Origin of the sequence: Nostoc sp. UIC 10630 (assembly GCF_010747425.1) — a bacterium.
Taxonomy (GTDB): Bacteria; Cyanobacteriota; Cyanobacteriia; order Cyanobacteriales; family Nostocaceae; genus Nostoc.
On the sequence record NZ_JAAGOG010000162.1, the window covers coordinates 1 to 18528 of the forward strand.

16 protein-coding genes and 2 pseudogenes are annotated in these 18528 nt (G+C 41.3%); 6 read left to right on the forward strand and 12 right to left on the reverse strand.

Annotation, left to right across the window (positions count from 1 at the left end):
* Positions 1-88: 88 nt before the first annotated feature.
* Positions 89-469, forward strand: a pseudogene (locus G1O98_RS28275) (EAL domain-containing protein); the annotation flags it as partial.
* On the opposite strand, the gene G1O98_RS28280 reads toward G1O98_RS28275, so the two are convergent.
* Positions 447-584 (reverse strand): hypothetical protein, encoded by a 138-nt coding sequence (locus tag G1O98_RS28280; protein ID WP_163935079.1) that lies wholly within the window; start codon positions 582-584, stop codon positions 447-449. The pseudogene G1O98_RS28275 and the gene G1O98_RS28280 overlap by 23 nt on opposite strands.
* 65 nt (positions 585-649) lie before the next feature.
* The gene (locus G1O98_RS28285) at positions 650-1582 is read right to left on the reverse strand and encodes a GIY-YIG nuclease family protein (protein ID WP_163935082.1); all 933 of its coding nucleotides are present in this window, start codon (positions 1580-1582) and stop codon (positions 650-652) included.
* A gap of 166 nt (positions 1583-1748) precedes the next feature.
* Between G1O98_RS28285 and dinB the strand changes: the two genes are divergently transcribed.
* Positions 1749-2849, forward strand: coding sequence for a DNA polymerase IV (dinB, locus tag G1O98_RS28290; protein WP_163935085.1), 1101 nt, complete (start codon positions 1749-1751; stop codon positions 2847-2849).
* A 6-nt stretch (positions 2850-2855) separates the two neighbouring features.
* On the opposite strand, the gene G1O98_RS28295 is transcribed toward dinB, so the two are convergent.
* A complete protein-coding gene (locus G1O98_RS28295; RefSeq protein ID WP_163935088.1) occupies positions 2856-3059 on the reverse strand; it encodes a CopG family transcriptional regulator in 204 nt (67 codons plus the stop codon).
* Between the two features lie 668 nt (positions 3060-3727).
* The gene (locus G1O98_RS28300) at positions 3728-4009 is read right to left on the reverse strand and encodes a hypothetical protein (protein ID WP_163935077.1); all 282 of its coding nucleotides are present in this window, start codon (positions 4007-4009) and stop codon (positions 3728-3730) included.
* 1229 nt (positions 4010-5238) lie between these two features.
* Between G1O98_RS28300 and G1O98_RS28305 the strand changes: the two genes are divergently transcribed.
* Positions 5239-6159 (forward strand): alpha/beta hydrolase, encoded by a 921-nt coding sequence (locus G1O98_RS28305; RefSeq protein ID WP_163935091.1) that lies wholly within the window; start codon positions 5239-5241, stop codon positions 6157-6159.
* Between the two features lie 57 nt (positions 6160-6216).
* Here the strand turns inward: G1O98_RS28305 and G1O98_RS28310 are convergent, their stop codons facing one another.
* From G1O98_RS28310 to G1O98_RS28335, 6 genes and pseudogenes are all read right to left on the reverse strand, one after another.
* Positions 6217-6408: a hypothetical protein gene (locus G1O98_RS28310; RefSeq protein WP_163935093.1), complete on the reverse strand. Its 192-nt coding sequence runs from the start codon at positions 6406-6408 to the stop codon at positions 6217-6219.
* Between the two features lie 163 nt (positions 6409-6571).
* Positions 6572-7432, reverse strand: a pseudogene (locus tag G1O98_RS28315) (IS5 family transposase).
* Between the two features lie 199 nt (positions 7433-7631).
* Positions 7632-10106: a response regulator gene (locus tag G1O98_RS28320; protein ID WP_163935096.1), complete on the reverse strand. Its 2475-nt coding sequence runs from the start codon at positions 10104-10106 to the stop codon at positions 7632-7634.
* 109 nt (positions 10107-10215) lie between these two features.
* On the reverse strand, positions 10216-12579 hold the full coding sequence (locus tag G1O98_RS28325) for a PAS domain S-box protein (RefSeq protein ID WP_163935100.1): 2364 nt from the start codon (positions 12577-12579) through the stop codon (positions 10216-10218).
* Positions 12580-12642: 63 nt separating this feature from the next.
* A complete protein-coding gene (locus tag G1O98_RS28330; RefSeq protein WP_163935103.1) occupies positions 12643-13083 on the reverse strand; it encodes a response regulator in 441 nt (146 codons plus the stop codon).
* A 238-nt stretch (positions 13084-13321) separates the two neighbouring features.
* Positions 13322-14143, reverse strand: coding sequence for an EAL domain-containing protein (locus tag G1O98_RS28335; protein ID WP_163935119.1), 822 nt, complete (start codon positions 14141-14143; stop codon positions 13322-13324).
* A 327-nt stretch (positions 14144-14470) separates the two neighbouring features.
* Between G1O98_RS28335 and G1O98_RS28340 the strand changes: the two genes are divergently transcribed.
* Positions 14471-15058 carry a PEP-CTERM sorting domain-containing protein gene (locus tag G1O98_RS28340; protein WP_163935106.1) on the forward strand — a complete coding sequence of 196 codons (588 nt, stop codon included), beginning with the start codon at positions 14471-14473 and terminating at the stop codon, positions 15056-15058.
* A gap of 33 nt (positions 15059-15091) precedes the next feature.
* Here the strand turns inward: G1O98_RS28340 and G1O98_RS28345 are convergent, their stop codons facing one another.
* Positions 15092-15238: a hypothetical protein gene (locus G1O98_RS28345; protein ID WP_163935109.1), complete on the reverse strand. Its 147-nt coding sequence runs from the start codon at positions 15236-15238 to the stop codon at positions 15092-15094.
* Positions 15239-15244: 6 nt separating this feature from the next.
* Positions 15245-15367 (reverse strand): hypothetical protein, encoded by a 123-nt coding sequence (locus G1O98_RS40895; protein ID WP_275941807.1) that lies wholly within the window; start codon positions 15365-15367, stop codon positions 15245-15247.
* Between the two features lie 802 nt (positions 15368-16169).
* On the opposite strand from G1O98_RS40895, the gene G1O98_RS28350 reads away from it, so the two are divergent.
* Positions 16170-18101 carry a calcium-binding protein gene (locus tag G1O98_RS28350; protein WP_163935112.1) on the forward strand — a complete coding sequence of 644 codons (1932 nt, stop codon included), beginning with the start codon at positions 16170-16172 and terminating at the stop codon, positions 18099-18101.
* 82 nt (positions 18102-18183) lie between these two features.
* Positions 18184-18414 (forward strand): hypothetical protein, encoded by a 231-nt coding sequence (locus tag G1O98_RS28355; RefSeq protein WP_163935116.1) that lies wholly within the window; start codon positions 18184-18186, stop codon positions 18412-18414.
* The last annotated feature ends 114 nt before the right edge of the window (positions 18415-18528 follow it).

The window sequence follows — 18528 nt, forward strand, 5'->3', positions numbered from 1 at the left end:
GGCTCACTTCCCCAATTTTTATATTCCTAACTCACCCTGAATTCTATTTTTCCTCTGCCTAAAGTGACACAAGAGGGTTACAGAAACCGTAATTATGGAAAACAGTGATAAAGCGGCCATCAGGCTAAAACAACTGAGAAAATTAGGAATTAAGTTAGCAATTGACGACTTTGGTACAGGCTATTCCTCATTAGGTCGTCTCCACCACTTTCCAATTAATCAGTTGAAGATAGACCGCTCCTTTGTTAGTGGTGACAGCGTTGCTCAAGGAAATTTAGATATTGTTGAAACAATGGTAATCCTGTCCAAAAAACTAGGTGTAGATGTAATCGCCGAAGGGGTAGAAACGGCAGAACAGCTAGCGCTCCTAAAAGCGATGAAATGTGAATATGGGCAGGGAAATTTTTTCTCTAGACCATTGGATAATCAGGCAGCGGCAGCATTAATTATTGCAAATCCTCAGTGGTGAGTGTTTTTAAACACGCTTCACCACTCCCAGTTACCACTGTCAGGAGGACGAGGTTGTAGACTTGCACTGGAGTGAAAATTACCACATCTGCGATCGCCGTTCGCTTAGATAGCAATTAGTGTTGCTTTAGCGATCGCATAGAAATATGGAAGTTGGCTGTTGCTCCCGCATGAGTATAGGCTAGATAGCAATTTGAGATAAGCTGATGTTGTCCTTAAGAATGTCTATCTCTCCAGGAGAGAGTACTTTATCTTTCATTTTTTGAAGCTCATGTAGGACAGTGTTAGCATCAGTAGCACCAAATTTGAAGTACTCAGTTAAACTACCAATACGATAATTGTAATTATGATAACGGTGCTTAAAATATAGTTCTACATTACCCCTGTGTGGCCAAGTTCCAAGTATTTGAATAGCAACAGTTTTATACTGGGGCAGTAAATCTGCTTTTATTTCTGCCAATCGCTGTTGGATAGGTCTAGTAGTAACTCCTATCTTGTACAAAGTGCCAATGTGTGTTTGAATCTCTAAAAAATACAGAGAACAAGATAAAATTCGTTGAAATTGAGCGCGATAAAGTGTTAAGTCAGTAAAGCAATATAACTTATCTGCTGCATTTTTATATAAGGCGTGTTTGGCTGCTAGCTCTAGTTTCAGTAGCTTTTTGAGTAACAGAGGTTCTTGCACTTCGTTGAATAAACTGAATTCTAGCGCTCCAATAGGAATTTTCCCTAAACTAGTAAATTCATAAGCTGGAGGAGTTAAATACACGTTTTTTTGGAACATTCCAGCTTTGAGAAGTCCTGGAGTAACTAAGCCAGGGCTGATAGGATAATTGATTGAACCGTATTCTTTCCATAGCAATTTTAACTGTGCTAAATCTTTACGCGATAGGTAAATATTAAAATTATCATACAGTGGTAAAATCGGGAAATCACGGTTAGCTACAGGCAAGCAGGTGGCTGACGAATGGGCAAAGTGATGTTGCTTGATCTTACCTTTTTTAGCAGTTAGCCCACCGTAACAGTAAGGACATAAAAGCTCAGTCTTACCACTACCAACATCTTCAACACAGACTAATTGTCCATCTGGAGCTATACCAAATTTGAGCCACATTGTTACACTTACTCATTAACAGAAAAACCAATCGGGGCTGATAGTAGAAAGTTCAAGCAAGGTTTAAATAATTTGCATATCTGCAAAATTTGGCTCAAACTAGTGCTAGTGTACTATAGGATTTCTAATTTAGGATTTAATTTGCTCGTGGCATAGTGCGTAAAAAATGAGACTGCTTGTGGTAGAGCTACCCTTGGGACAAGAATCTGTCGCTAGAACCAGGAAAATAGTTCACGTTGATATGGATGCTTTTTACGCATCGGTGGAACAGCGAGACAACCCTAGCTACCGAGGTAAGCCGTTAGTAGTCGGTGGCAGTCCGAATCAGCGGGGCGTAGTTGCAGCAGCCAGTTATGAAGCTCGTAAGTTTGGTGTTCATTCAGCGATGCCTTCTGTAACCGCTTTTGCGAAATGTCCCGGACTTATCTTTGTCAGACCGAGATTCGACGTTTACCGAGAGATTTCCGCAGCAATCCACGCTATCTTCAAACGCTACAGTGATTTAGTGGAAGGGGTTGCACTAGATGAAGCATATCTAGATGTTACTGAGAATAGGCAAAACATCCCCTACGCTTCTACGATCGCAAGACACATTAAAACTGCGATTTTCCAAGAAACTCAGTTGACGGCAACCGCAGGTGTGTCGATTAACAAGTTTCTTGCAAAAATGGCATCAGGTCAAAATAAACCCAATGGACTGACGGTGATTTTACCGGAGGAAGCGATCGCATTTGTACAACAGCTACCAATTGAAAAGTTTCACGGTATAGGAGAAGTTACGGCGGCGAAGATGCACTCACTCGGCATTCATACTGGCGCAGATTTGAAAATGCGATCGCTGACTGAGCTAACACACCACTTTGGGAAAGCTGGTCATTATTACTACAAAATTGCCAGGGCAGAAGATGACCGCCCAGTTGAAGCAAATCGAGTTCGCAAGTCCATTGGTGCAGAAACCTCATTTGCTAGAGATTTAAGTGACCATAGTGAAATGTTACAAGAACTTGAACAGATTGCCTCTGTTGTCGAGCAACGGTTAGAGCAGCACGAAACGCGAGGCCGCACGTTAACCCTGAAAGTCAAGTTTTCTGACTATCAGCAGCTAACCCGCATTAAGACAATGCTTGCTCCCGTCAGCGAACTCTCTACGATTTTTGAGATAGCCAAAGCGCTGTTTGAGTCGATTGATCTGGAAAACCGCAGTATTAGGTTGTTGGGGATTTCGTTGTCTAACCTGGATAATCAAAAACAATCTCAAGCGATTTAATTGCCATTATTTCAGAATGGGAACATCATATTTTAGCGTAGGTGTAGTCTGTTCAGACGCTGACAACTCGGTTATGGAGAGAGAGCGAATCAACTCCCGAATCACATCAGTTGCAGGTCTACCTGTACTTGCACAATATTTTTCAAGTTTTTGGCTTTCAGCAGATGCAAGATTTATTGTGATTCGTTTGACAGCCCATTTTTTGTTCATGACTTGCTCTATTGCTCAAATTTAATGAATTATCTAGACTTTAAATGCCAAGTGCAATACTTAACAAATATATAGATGTTAACCACAGCATACTTGCCGTCAAACTATTTTTAGCACATCTCTCCCCAGAGTATTTACTTGTAGTCAAAAACTTCACTGATAAATCATTTATATGAACTTTAGAACATTTGAAAGGAGCTTGCATTTTTCGTAAATATTGTTAAGCAAAGCGCAATCGAAGTGAGCCAAGCAAGAGGCGTATAATCAGCAAGTATTGCCAATTGAATTTAGTAAACCTTATCTTCATACAATTGTATCTAATATTCATTTGCTCTTTACCCAAAGGTGAAATTGACTAACTACTCTGGATGTAGACTTTCATTCAAGCACTATATTCAACTCTATAACTTAAAGAAACCTTAATGCCTCTAGAAAATTTTCTAGGAGCATTAAGGTTTAATAATTTTGGTTCTTCAGTAGCTGTTATGCCAAATTATTAGTTAGACATCAAAACTAAGCTCGACAATAAAGCTCAAAAGCCCGAATCAGTGCTAAAACCTATAAATAACTAGTAAATAATGTTTATTTTGTTGCCAAGTAAGCGTTTCATGGCTTTTTTGAAGGTAATTTAGCATGATATATTAATTTTTATTCAGTCAGAGTTTAATTTACCGACAAAAATCATCAACTCTCAACTCGCGCCACACATCAGACGGTTGCCACCCGGAGTTACCCACAGAGCGAAGGGGGCGATAATGTTCAGAAATGTATTCGGATTCGGAAACGTAGTCTTCAATGTACACAGGTGGATTTGGTTCAATTACTGTTTCAGGAATATTTTGACTCTCAGGCATCTCTATGGGTTCAGTCGGTGGTGGGGTTACTTCTGTTTTCTTGCGAACTGAGTTAGGTTTTTTTTTGATGAGTCGTTTCATATCTATAGGAATCATTCGGCTTTCCACAAAGAACGGATATCTCAGAATACAAGAACTTATCAACTACTCAGAGGCATTTTGCCAGAAAGTTAGTTGTATGGGCGTGGATTGCTTTTTAGGGACGGGAGCGGAGCGCGATGCCGAATAACCATTCGTAGAAATGGATTTAAGAATAGCTATGATGTCGGTTCGCATATCAAAAAATATTTGCCGACCATTGGTCGGCAAATAAGCGAGAAAGTGAAAGCTAAATTCTCAATTCTTGTACAGGTTCCTTGCAAATCTGTAATTTTCGCCGCTAGACTTATTGCCTCCACTAACTATGTGGAGGCGAATTCATGGAAACAACGTCGTTATCCCTGCTAATTACGACTTTTTCTCCTCTGCTATACAAAAGCGAAAATGAGAAGTTGATTTCTCTTGCGTAGCGAGCGCTGCCCTTGAACAGTCCCAGGGGTAAGGCACGAATATGACCTATGCTGTTAAAAGATAGCGGCACTGATAAAAGGAGGTTAAGGAATGATTGCCCTTGTCACAACCGTCCCTCCACAGCCTGCGATTCTCCTCTTGAGGTCAAGGGTGTTGTGTTGGGCTTGGTTTATTGCGTCTAATCCTTGTATAGTGCAGCTTTAAAAGTTTTTCGTTCTTTTTGCGTAAATTACAAAACTTTAACTGAAGAGTATTACATAGCAAACGAATTATATTAGGACTTACGCATTGACATAAAATACTAAATATGGATGCTTTGAAATATATCTCTCGTAAGGGCACAGCATTTCTTGCCTCTACATTGCAGGTGTATTTTATTTAAGTTTAAACAATAATTAATAAGGCTCTCCTAGACTAGTTATAGAAAATTAATACTTGATATTAGGTTAAGTCCTTACATAGTAGGGGATTCAAGAATCAGAAAGCATATTTTTATTAAATCTTTGATTCTATTTTAGCGAAACCTAGTTATATCGGGTATTTTAGGGGGTTTTTAGGATTAATTTATCAAACGAAGTCTAGGAGAGCCATTAATAAAAGCCTGAAACAACCTATTTTCGTAAATGTATACCATGATTAATTTGTACAGTACGTAAGTCCCTAAAACTAGATGGTGGCATCATGAACATATATCTAGCCAAGTCTTCTGTGATATTCCATCTGGGGTTACTCCGCCGCCTGTAGATTTCAAACACTACAGAACCTCCGCTTAATCACGCACTAACCCGGCAGTAGTGGAAAATAACTTTAGGAACATGGTATATAGCAATCCTCGAAAACTGCTGCTAACAAGCGTAGGAGTAATAGCGATCACCTACATTTCAACTTGTCTATTTTTGTTTATTCGGCAGCCTTATTTGATATTTCGCCCCACACCAAAAATCTTAACGCTACCTAGTTCACCGGACTTTCTTCTTCCTTACAAAGATGTGCGTTTACCTATTGCCGACTCTAATGAATATATACATGGCTGGTGGATTCCAGCACCATTACCAAAAGAGAAAGTTTCTTTAATTCCAAATGAGCCTGTAAAAATTTTAAAATCACCTAAAACATTTTTATACTTTTGTGGTGCTGCTAATAATAAAGGTTACTACAATTATATAGGCAGACTTCAAGCAATGCGACAGTTGGGATTTTCTGTGTTAGTGATTGACTACCGAGGTTTTGGTAGTAGTAATGGGAGTTTTCCCAGTGAGTCTCAGCTTTATCAAGATAGTCAAATAGCCTGGAATTATTTAGTAAAAATCCAACAAATACCTCCTGATAAAATTGTTATTTACGGCGAATCAATGGGGGGAGCAGTTGCTATAAATTTGGCAGTAAAACATCCAGAAGCTAGCGGATTAATTGTGCAGAGCTCCTTTACATCAATGGCAGAACAAATCAAATATAGAGATTGGTTACGGATGTTTCCCATCGATTTGTTGCTAACACAAAAGTTTGATTCTCTTTCTAAAGTTCGTTCTCTAGGTCTTCCTGTTTTATTTATTCATGGAACTGATGACAGCATTGTTCCATCCTACATGAGTCAGCAGTTATATGATGCTGCCTCTCAACCCAAACAACTTTTATTAATTCCAAAAGGAAAACATGTCCAAATTTATCAACCTGGAAGTAACTCATATTTACAAGCAATTCAGAAGTTTATCCAAAAAATAGAGTCTCAAGAGTAAGAAATAGATCCATCGATATGGGCTTCGACACGATTCAAAAATAGAGTTTTCTCTGAACTAATGTATAGAATATAAGTTAGGATCTGTGGGATAATCGCTATTTTGACACCCTAATTGAGCGTAAAAAATCATCCTGCGTCCGGTTATGGCGACCGCATAATTCATATTGTGATTCAGCAACGCCGCAAATTGAGTTATTTTGGCAGCAGTTAACACATAGCTATAAGAAGCATAAGGTTTCATCACCATTAAAACTCCTAGTACAGGGATTTAAGCAATGGCAAAGATTCAGTAGACTTGGCAACGTAGGCTGTGCTTTTATCCTTAAAGGTTGTTTGATAAAGGGTCGGCTTGAGCCTCAACTGCGACTCAGAGGGTATATGAAGTGGACAAATTAGGGCGTGTTTTAAAACTATAACCACATAATGATGGAAGCAAGTGTCAGCATTGTAAGGTAGTTATCAGCTTTCTTCTCATAGCGTGTAGCAATCCGACGAAATTGCTTCAAACGGTTGAAACATCGCTCGATCCGATTTCTTTGGCGATAAATGGATTTATCAAACTTACCGCGTCTGCGTTCGTTCGATCTACGTGGAATGGTTAACCGAATACCACGCCGTTGCAAATAACGACGGATATTAACACTGCTGTAACCTTTATCACCGACTAATCTCTTTGGGCGTAAGCGAGGACGACCAACACTTGCACGTTTTACCGCTCCTTGTGACATTAATTGCTCAAATACCACTGCTTCATGACGTTCACCAACTGTGAGCAAAAATGTAATAGGTAAACCATTACCATCACAGCGCAGATGAATTTTGGTACTAAAGCCACCTTTAGAACGTCCTAAAGCCTCTATGCGCTGAACTTGTTCAATTTCAGATAGCTCACTGTTAGGATCTAGCTCCCCCTTTTTGCTCCCGCCGCATGTTGGTGGGCACGGATAACACTGCCATCTACGTAATGTAGTTCCCAATTAAGTTGCCCCGACGCATCGGCCTGTTGCTGCAAGGACTGTAAAATCTTTTGCCAGATTCCACTTCTGCGCCAACGGTAAAACCGACCTGCTACTGTCTCCCACTCTCCATAACGTTCTGGTAAATCGCGCCACGGCGCTCCGGTTCGTAAAATCCACAACATACCATTGATCATTGTGCGGTGGTATGCAGCTTGGGCGACCTGTTTTTGGTTTTTGAGCTGGAAGCAGTGGCATCAGGCGCTTCCATTGTCGCTCTGTCAAGTCGCCCCGACTTTGCGGTGGAAGGATCATAGATAAATGTTAGTTAACTTTGTTAATTTTTAGTGTTCTCAACCATTTTACCGAGTTTTAAAACACGCCCTAGAATAGGTAAGGAATTAATCGTTTCGTGCATTGCCTGTAAACTTCATACTCATCCCCAAAGGTATCAAAGACAAATAGTAATTATCAAAAAACGAACTTTGCATATTCGCCAGAAATAATTTTCAACTCATGTATTTATTTGAGTCAACTTAACGATGGCTGCAACTAAGGAAGCAGGGTCAACAGGCTTAGATAGATACATTTGAAACCCAGCCGCTAACACTCTATTACGTTCGGATTCGCCGGCAAATGCCGTCAGAGCCACAGCCTGAATTTGACCTCCTTGGTCGGTTGTCATCTGTCGGATTTTGCGAATCAAAGAATAACCGTCCTCACCCGGCATACCGAGATCACTAATGAGAATGTTTGGTTGAAATTGTGAGAGAGCGGCTAAGGCATCGGGAACGGATGTCGCAGTCGTTACCTGTGCTTGACACTGTTCTAAAATGAAAGTAATCAGTTCGAGAGTATCAAAATTATCATCAACAACAAGAATTCGTAAGTTGCTGAGTTGCGGAAACGAATCACTAGCTACCGATTCCAATTTGGTAGGCTGCACAATAGGTTCTGCGATTGGGATGGGTAATTGTACAGTGAAAGTTGCACCATTACCTACACCATCACTAGTTGCGGAAACTGTGCCATTGTGCATCTCCACCAAATAACGTACAATCGCCAATCCTAAACCTAGCCCACTATTAGCTCTGGTGGTTGTCGCATCAGCTTGACGGAAGCGTTCAAAGACGTAGGGGAGAAAATTAGGGCTAATACCAACTCCGGTATCGCTCACAGTGATTTGAGCCATTGAATTTACCTTTTGGAGCCGTATTTCTACCCGTCCTCCAGAAGGGGTAAATTTGACAGCGTTAGAAAGCAGATTCCACACCACCTGTTGCAATCGGTCGGGATCTGCCATCACCCCAGCCAAATTCGGGTCAACTACGGTCTGCAACTGTATTGCTTTGGTAGTAGCTGTAGGAGTTATACTTTCGACTACGCCAGCAATCAAAGGTGCTAAATCAACGGGGATGAGGTTAAGACGGATTTTACCTTGGACAATCCGTGAAACATTGAGAATATCTTCAATGAGTTTGTTTTGAAGTTCAGCATTCCTCTGGATGCTCTCTAAAGCTTTATCAAGGCTGCTGGGATTGAACTTGCTTTGTCGAAGCATTTTCGCCCAACCTAAAATGGATGTCAGAGGCGTGCGTAGTTCGTGGGAAATGATCGTTAAAAACTCGTCTTTGATACGGTTAGCTTCCCAAGCTTCCCGGTAAAGCCTGGCATGATCAATGGCAATGGCAGCGCGAGAGGCAAGTTCAGTTGCCATTGTCAAGTCCGCGTTTTGATAACGACGTTCTGGCTGTGCAGACACAAAAGCGATTGTACCGAGCTTCTGCCCACCTGCAATTAGTGGCACGATTATATAAGATTGTGCATTCAACTGGCGCATTAAGTTTAAATGTTCGCTATCTTGCGCTGTAGATAACAAAAATGACTCTGGAACTTGCGTGACTAGTTGGGGCTGTCCAGTTCGTAAAACTTTTGGTGCGCCAAAATCGGCATCAACTGGGGGTGGATAACGTTGCCGAAGTTCTCGAACTAATATCTCCTGATTTGGGTCGGATGCCACAATGATTGGCTCATTAAAAGCGATTGAATGATTTTCAACAATATCCACAAAGCACCAGTCGGCAAGACTTGGAACGGCGATACTAGCTACGCTAGTGAGCGTAGTCCGGTAATCGAGTGAAGAAGCTAAAATTCGGCTCGCTTCGGCTAAAAAGGTAGAACGTCTTTCTTGGGCTTCGGCTTCGGTACGGGCAGCTTGTTCGCGGGCAAGAAACTGCTCCCTTTCGATTTCGGAGCATTTGCGAGCAGTAATGTCCAGAGAATAAATACTCAGTCCATTAAAGTGAGGATAAACCCTCACTTCCAGCCAGATATCGAGATAGGGACAAAATGCTTCAAATTGAACGAGAAGTTTTGTGGTTGCAGCTTCATAATATTTCTGATAAAAAACTGAACCGACAGCTTGCGGGAATTCTTCCCAAATATTCTTGCCCAGAAGCTCTGCTTGGGTTTTGAGCAAAATTTGCTCGGCTTTGCGATTGACGTAGGTAAATCGGAACTGCTCATCTAAAGCGCAAAAGGCATCCTTTATACTTTCTAGAATCTCTGAACAACGCCTATTAGCGTCATCAAGGGCTTTCTGGGCTGCTCGTTGTTGTTGAACTCGTTGCCAAATTGAACGCACAGCAGCAGGTAAACGAACATAATATTTTGCTGATTTGATAATGTAGTCATCCAGCCCCGCTTTCATTGCTTCGACAGCAATCTCCTGAGAGCCACTATCGGTAAACATGATGACAGGACAGTTGGAGTAGCGCGATTTAATTTCTTGTAAAACGGTTATGCCATCGCTCCAACGTAGACGATAATCGGTGATGACAAACTCGAAATTACCTGCTGCTTTTGCTTGGTGGAAATTATCTGCTGTTATAACTTCTTCAATCTGAATGTCAGGAAACTCAGATTTGAGCTTATAAGTAATTAAGGCACGATCGTGTTCGTTATCATCAATCAGAAGTAAACGCAGCATTTAAGTTTTGTATCAGCAGTCAATACAATTAGTCATCAACAGTAGTATGTAGACTGGTTCAACTAATGTCAAACCTCGTGCGGCTGTAAACCTTAATAATTGACCAATCTTAATTAAGAATACTATCTCCAGAAGGATACGGTAACAGTATCCAGAAACGACTTCCTTGGCGTGCAGTTGATTCTATGCCAACCTGCCCTCCCATACGCTCAATGCCTCTACGCACAATCGCTAACCCAATGCCAGTCCCAAGATAAACTTCTTCAGCGTGCAAGCGTTCAAAAACTTTGAAAATTCTGACTTGGTGCTTCGGCTCGACACCAATCCCATTATCTTCCACCCATAAGCGCACCCATCCATTACCTTGTTCTGCCCATAACCGCACACGCGGTTGAACTCCGGGAACCACAAATTTGATCGCATTGCTTAGTAGATTGACAACTACCTGAACAAGAGTAGTATAATGCCCAACTACTGCAAGTAATGGTTCTTCTACTGTCACAATCGCCTGTTTGTCTGCAATTTGTGACTCCAGTTGACTCAAGACCTCTGCTACCACATTTAATAAGCTGATGGGTTTTAGTGATAGCTCGTTGCGATTCAAGCGACTGTATGCTAACAAATCTTGTAATAACCTTTCCATTCGCGCGGCGTTGGCGCGAATGCGCTCGATAAAGTCCTGAGCCACAGGGTCGAGTTGCTGGGCGTAGTCTTCTAACAAAATTTGAGCAAAGCCTTGTAAAACACGCACAGGTTCGCGTAAGTCGTGAGAAACTGAATTAGTAAATGCTTCCATGTCCGCATTCGATTCTTCCAGCGCTGCTGTTCGCTCAATTACTCGGCTTTCGAGTTCGGTAGTATAAAAATGCAGTTGTTGCCGTTGGCGAGTCTGCTGTATAGCTACAGCCAGCTGGTTGGCAACATCAATAGCAATTTGTTGGTGTTCTTCATTAAATGCGGCTGTTTGGTTAGCAAACACAATTAATTCCCCAATTAACTCTCCTTGAACCACAAGTGATACTGCTAGGAAACTCCGCTGACCTTCTTGAAGTTGCTTCTCGATTAAAGGTAGTCGCTCCTGAAGGCTGTTAATATCTTCGACATAACGAATTATCTCTAATTCATTAGGAACGAAAGTAGGGATTAGCTGCTCAAGCTGGATGTTTTCTCCTGTTGACACGCCATCGATACTGCCTGCAAGTATATCTGCTGTGCCTGTTGCAAAGTTAAACAATGCAACAACGGCTTGAGAGTAAGGTAGCACATCATACATTCGTAAAAGTGCAGCACGGGCAATGTCTTCGGTAGACTCGGCTGTGAGAATAGCACGGTCGATTTGTCTTAAAGTTTCCAAGCGTTGTAAGGAACGCGACAATGCCTCAAGAGTTTGCTTACGTATTGTAATGTCTCTTGCTATACTAATGATACCGATGATATTACCTTCTGTATCCCGATAAGGGTCTTTTGTGGAAAGATAAGTATGAATCGAGCCATCTTGAAATATTTGCTCTTCTACTACTTGCCCCCGACCTGTCTGCATAATTGTCCTGTCAGCTTCTTTCAAAGCGATCGCTAAATTATGCGGCAAAAGTTCTGTATCGTCACAACCAATAATTTCTTGTTTTGCTCTGCCAAAAATTCGAGCTGTGCTGGAATTAATAAATGTGTAACGACCTTGTTGGTTTTTCACAAAGACCGCATCTGTGGTTCCCTCAATCACCGCTTGCAACAGATGATAACTTTGCTTTAGTTCATCTTCTGCTTGTTTGCGCTGAGTAATGTCAATTGCTGTAGAAATTACTAAGCGTCTACCATCAGGCAGTTTGCCCAAAGGAGCTGAGTAAAAGTCCCAAATCCGAGTTTCACCGCTATTGGTGGTGATAATATATTCTCCCTCAGCAACCCTTGTGTTTAGATTATAGAGACGGTCAATGTCAGCTTTTACCAATTGCTGCCTTTCACCGTAAGCTTTTTGAGTCCATTCGGAAATGGTCGGGATGTCCACGGTACTATAACCTGTTAACTGTGTCCAAGCCTGGTTAATTTGAAGAATTTGCCCATCTTCAGCGTGTAGCATGATTGGTATTGGAGCTTCACAGATGGCACGGACTAAAAGCTGTTCGCTTTGTTGTAGATGATTTTTCCTGGTGTAACGAGCAGTACCTAAAAAGCTGATTAGCAAACCCACTGCCACAAATAAGGCCAACTCCAGAATGCCACTATTAGTTGCAACAGCTACCGAATAAACTGGAGCCAAAAAGAAGTAGGCAATTGCCAAGCTAGAAATAATGGTAGCTAGTAAGCTGACGTTGCGAATTCCAGACCAAGAGCTAACTACTATAGCCGCAAGAAACAAAATGAGGTAACTTTGTGGTACTAGTGGCGATAAGAGCAGCGAAAGTAGCACTGCCACAAGGCTGGTGACAATTGTGATGGGGTAACCTAGCAACCAAAAATGTTTTCCTAGCAGCATATTCGGCTTTAATGCTTGCGTAACAAACTATGTATTTTTCCTAACATTATAGTACTGCTAAACTTATAGTTCTTGATTTTGCTCTGGTAAGAATGAAACCATCTTTTTCACAATTTGGGACAACATATCTAAACAACTTGTTTTTACAAAGTAAGCACTACCACCCAAAGTTATAACCTGACTCATTTCGTCGGGATCTTCAGAGCTGCTCATAACAATCACAGGTAAATTTTGGAAATTCGGTTGCTGCTTCACCCATGCCAATAACTCTAAACCGTTCATTCTAGGCATTTTCATATTTGAAATTAATAGGGCTGGGAAGGGATAAAGCTTTCGATCTGCATACTGTTCTTCACCTAACAGATATCTCACTGCTTCCTCACCGTTACTGACAACTTGAAGAGAAAAGGGTACATTTGCTTTACGGATAGCACGCTGTATAAAAATTAAGTCTGCAACATTATCTTCTGCCAGCAAAACTGGATATGGCTGAGAATACTTCATAAGAAAATATTGGTTTTATTTAGACATTTGATCTGATTTTGCTTTGTGATAGGTGCAGAACATGGCTATTAAAGCTTATTTTACGCAAATCTAAAAATAAAACGATGATTAGCGAAGCTTTCAGAGTTTGCATCTGTTTCATTATTTTCGTGAAACGGTACTATGTGGCTGTCGGCAAATCCTCTCAACACAGGGAGAGTCTTCCCATTGTAGAGACTGACGTGGGACAGGAAAGAACTCATAGACAATCCTCATCTCTGCCCAAGAGACTCTCTGCGCCCCTGTCCTTCAATAATTGTATTGCGGCTAAGTTATCTACTGGTTGGGAAAACAAATATCCTTGGGCATTCTCACAATTCAATTTTTTGAGAAATGCTAGTTGTTCAGTTGTTTCTACTCCTTCCGCCGTCACATTGACACCTAACTTACGCGCCAGAGACACGATGATTTCCACAATTTCTAAATTTTTGTAGTTTGCATCCTTTCGATTAATAAAAGAGCGGTCAATCTTTAAGTTACTAATCGGAAAGTTATAAAGGCGCTCTAACGAAGAATACCCTGTACCAAAGTCATCAATTGATAATTGAATACCTAAGTGTTGCAGTTGTGAAAGTGTGGTAATTGCTTGACTATTCTCCATAATTGCGCTTTCAGTAATCTCTAGTATTAAGTTATGAGGGTTAAGACCAGTAGTCACTAGAATTTGAGCAATCCGTTCTATCAAATCAGGCTGAGAAAATTGCTTGAGTGAAAGATTCACGCTAATCCTCTCCAAGGAAGTACTATAATGAGCCGTTAACCATTGTTGCATTTGATGACAAGCTTGCTGCAAAACCCAGTAGCCGATTTCCACAATTAATCCTGTTTCTTGTGCTAAGGGAATAAAATCAGCCGGAGGAAGTAAACCACGTTCTGGATGCTGCCAGCGCAACAGTGCTTCAAAACCTAAAATAGAACCACTTGTGAGTGCTACAATTGGTTGATAGTAAACTCGAAATTCTTCACGCTCAATTGCTCGGCGTAAATCATTCCTAGAGTGGTAAAACTTGCTAGAGTAGATTTTTAATGATTGAAATAGGCGTAAATAGGTAAACTAAAATTTTCAATAATAACGAATTTACTAGGTTTAAGTTTTTGCTCTAGCTAGTTTTGCCACGCTAGAATTTGTCTGGGCTTGCGTCTTCAAACTCCAGTATCACGCCGCAACGCTTATCATTTAGTTAGGGTACAAAGTAATTCTTTAATAGTATATTGCCCATTTCTGGGCTTGAGCGATTCTTCGAGAACACCGCAGGTATCGCAGAAAATTTTGGTGTACCGAATGTATCTTAAGTTGCCAAGGATGTGATAGCGTACCTTCAACAATTTTAGATAGCATACCCAATCCATGAATCAAGTTCGACTCCCCAAAGTTAGCGTCGCCGTGATTGGTTTGGTAGTTGCAAGCGTATTTTATGCTACTCCCGTACTGGGAGCGATTCTAACTAGACAAGAATTTTCAGGTGATTTTACCTTAGTCGATGCTACTAGCCCATTCCTTACGAACTCTTTGCCATTCAAGAGCGAATATTCTGGATTCGTGGTTTACTCAGAATCCGGGACTTTGAGCGATTGGGAGCTATCCGTCAGCAATCTAAACTTGAATTTGAAGAGAGGATCTACTAATGGCGGGAACTTAACCCCAGATGTTGATTTTGAGCTTGGTTCTGGGTCGAATTGGAATTTAGTAGTTGATTTTGGCATTGCTTTTGATGCTCCAAGATATACCTTAGAAAAAACTTCAAGCTCTGAAATTAGCTTGACGGGTGAAGTGGGACGGGCAGGAACATACATTTATCAAGATTCTGCTGCCAATATTACCCTGAGTTCTTCATCTACATCAGTACCAGAACCTACTTCCCTACTAGGTCTATTGTTTGGAGTTGGTGCAATTGCTGTCTCGAAAAAAGCTGGGGAGACTAAATCTAAAGCATGAATTAACTCGACTCTTTACCAAAGCTTTATCGATCTACACCGCCACCAACCAATCGCACACCACAGACCTACACTCGTCTGCAAAGTTAACCCAAACCTGCCACTGCCCCAGGTATGCGTTCCAGTAAGGCGAGTCGCTTCGCTCCAATTCAAAATTAATTTTGCATTTTGAATTTTGCATTTTGAATTAAAAAACCTCAGCCTTGCCAACCTTGGAGATTAACTGGTTGTAGAACCGACCACCGATGTGAAATCCTTCCCGCATTTTTAGCTTCAGCCTTTTCCATCCTTGGACAGTTGGACTTTCCACTGGCGTGAGTGTTTAAGAAATATCCTGGCGGGTGGTGTCAATGATTGGTGTAGTAGTACTTATATTATTGCTGACTGACACCAAACAATTCGCTTTTTCGCCCATTCGCAATTCGCAATTGTTTTAACTGCGAATTGCGAATTATCAATTCCAAATTGGTTTGACGCTTCATCCCAATTTAACTACCGCTCGAAAATAAAGCGTAGGGATATACGTAACATTCTATATAATCTCAAGGATTGGAGAATTTTTGAGAACAAAGGTCATGTGATTGATCTGTGCTTTGGAGGCAGAAGCAGTAATGTCTGCGATCGCAAATTCCTTGGTTATAAACGCTATCCAATTGATAATAGCCTTTAGCAAGAGGAAAAAACTGTACATTAATAGTACATAAATCAAAATATTTTTACGTAAATTTATCAGTAAATAATGTGAAGAATATGCAAAGATGTGTCTGGAAACAAAGACATCTAAGTAAATACGATAGTATATGGTCAGTGTCAGGTTACTACAAGCCATTCTTTTATGGCTAAATTTTTGAGAAATAGTAATATTTTCCAAAGGTGACGGAGAAAAGTATGCCGACAACATCAAATTTTAGGAGGCGTTTGTGCCTGAAACAGCACTAACGCAACTTAAACATTTTTGAGGCAGAAACAAGCCTGAAACCCATGCAAGGTAAGGAAAATACACATCGGCATATAGGTTTTAGGCTCTTTTCTGGCTACTTTTTGTTTAAGTCCCACTACAGCTATCTTCAAAACTGAAATTACTGAAAAAATCGATTGAGGGAAGTAAAAGTATGGCAAATATTATTGGAACGAAGGGTAATGATACCTTGTACGCCAATGGCGGTTACGACAACACCCTGACTGGTGGAGGTGGTAATGACATTTACAACTACGATAATACTTATTATACTATCACCGATTTTGGTGGAGTAGGTAAAGGTGTAAACCCCTCAGCAGCAGTCATTGCTGAAGTAGATACCCTAAATTTCGTTGGGAACTATGGTTTTACTGCTCGAAATCTAGCGCTGACCCAGAATGGCAGCAATCTAGAAATCACCTTTGACGTGGGGGATAGTTCCAAAATCATCCTGCAAAACTTTGCCCTGGAAAACCTAGAAAACCTCAGCAAATCTACTGGTGCTGTTGTCAACTTGGGTAATATCCTATTTTATGGGCAAACTAGCATCACGGATAGCTTTGATGTCTTGAATGCAAACTCTACCCAAAGTACTATTTTCAACAAGAACACAGTCACTTTCCTTAACGACCTGAACAATAATGTTAACGGCTTTAATAATTCAGATGATGTCATCAATGGTCAGGGTGGCGATGACATGATTGACGGTTTGAGTGGAAACGACCTGCTCAGAGGTGGTGCGGGCAATGATACCCTAATTGGTGGCGCGGGCAATGATACTCTTGTTGGTAGTACGGACAATGACTCCCTCGTTGGTGGTACTGGTAACGATTACTTAAATGTTGAATTTTCAACAGGCGATAACACCCTTAGTGGTGGCGCTGGGGATGATACCTTAAATGCTGACTATTCAACAGGCAATAACCTATTGGATGGGGGCGATGGCAATGATTTTCTCTCTACCTCTGGCTATCGATCCACCTCCTACCCAGACAGCAATGACCTTAGCTCATTTGGCAATAACACCCTCATCGGTGGTACTGGTGATGATACCTTGTATGGTAGCGGTTCATTAGGCAATAACCTATTGGATGGGGGCGATGGCAATGATTTTCTCTCTACCTCTGGCTACTATGAATACACCCCCTACGAAGACGAATACTCACTCCGCGACCTCTCTATCACATACGAATCTCGCTCGTTTGGCAATAACACCCTGAGTGGTGGCGCTGGTGATGATACCTTGAATGCTGACGGTTCAACAGGCAATAGCCTGTTGGATGGGGGCAATGGTAATGATTCTCTCTCTGCTTTTAACACGAATGGCAATAACACCCTGAGTGGTGGCGCTGGTGATGATACCTTGAATGCTAGCGGTTCAACAAGTAAAGTGCTTAATGGGGGCGATGATAATGATTATCTCTCGGCTTCTAACACGAATGGCAACAACACTCTCAATGGTGGCACTGGGGATGATACCTTGTATATTGAGTATTCAAAAGGCAATAACCTACTGTCTGGGGGCGATGGCAATGATTCTCTTAGTATCTACGACAACAACTTACTAGGCAATAACACCCTCAATGGTGGTGCTGGTAATGATTACTTAAGTATTAACGACTATTCAAGAGGCAATAATCTGTTGGATGGTGGCGATGGTAATGATTCTCTTTCCGCTTCTAACACGAATGGCAACAACACTCTCAATGGTGGTGCTGGTGACGATATCCTTACAGGTGGCGAGGGTAATGATATCTTTTATGGTGGGGATGGTACTGATACCTTTGTTTTCAATACTAATTACTATGCAAATGTTGATCGTGTTTATGACTTCAACGCCAGTAATGAATTGATTCAGGTATCATCTGCTATTTTTGATAACGAGTTATTAATCGGTACACTTCAGACAAGTCAGTTTACCATCGGAGCATCTGCAACCACTAATACTCAGCGATTTATCTATAACAGTGCTACGGGTGGATTGTTCTTTGACTTTGATGGCAGTGCTTCTGAGTTTACTCAAGTAAAATTCGCACAACTATCTACTGGATTGTCACTAACCAACAACAATTTTGTGGTTGGTTAATCCGAGTTAGCGCGGGAGCAAGTCACCAAGTGGTCAGGTTTGCGGGGTGCTATTTTTTAGCATCTCGCATCTGTTTTGCTCAATGCAAATTCTTTTGGTAAGCGATCGCATCGCAACTTTCTCACGCCATCCACTCAGTCCACTGCGGCACATCGACAAGCAGTTGAGCAATATTTGTCATCTTCACATCCTCAAACTCCAGCATCACGCCGCAACACTCAACACTCTTGCCCAAAGGAATAATTGTATTGCCCATCTTCTCCAACAGCGATGGCGCTGTTTCGCCCGCCTTAAGAGCGATCGCCAGCCATAAGCAGAGACTAAAAATGCTTTTAAAAACCTCTTAGTAAGAAACTTTAGAACTTAAGTTTTTACTTGGGTTGCCACAATGGAGTTGTATCAGGGTTTTCAGCAGCAGAGACGGTAT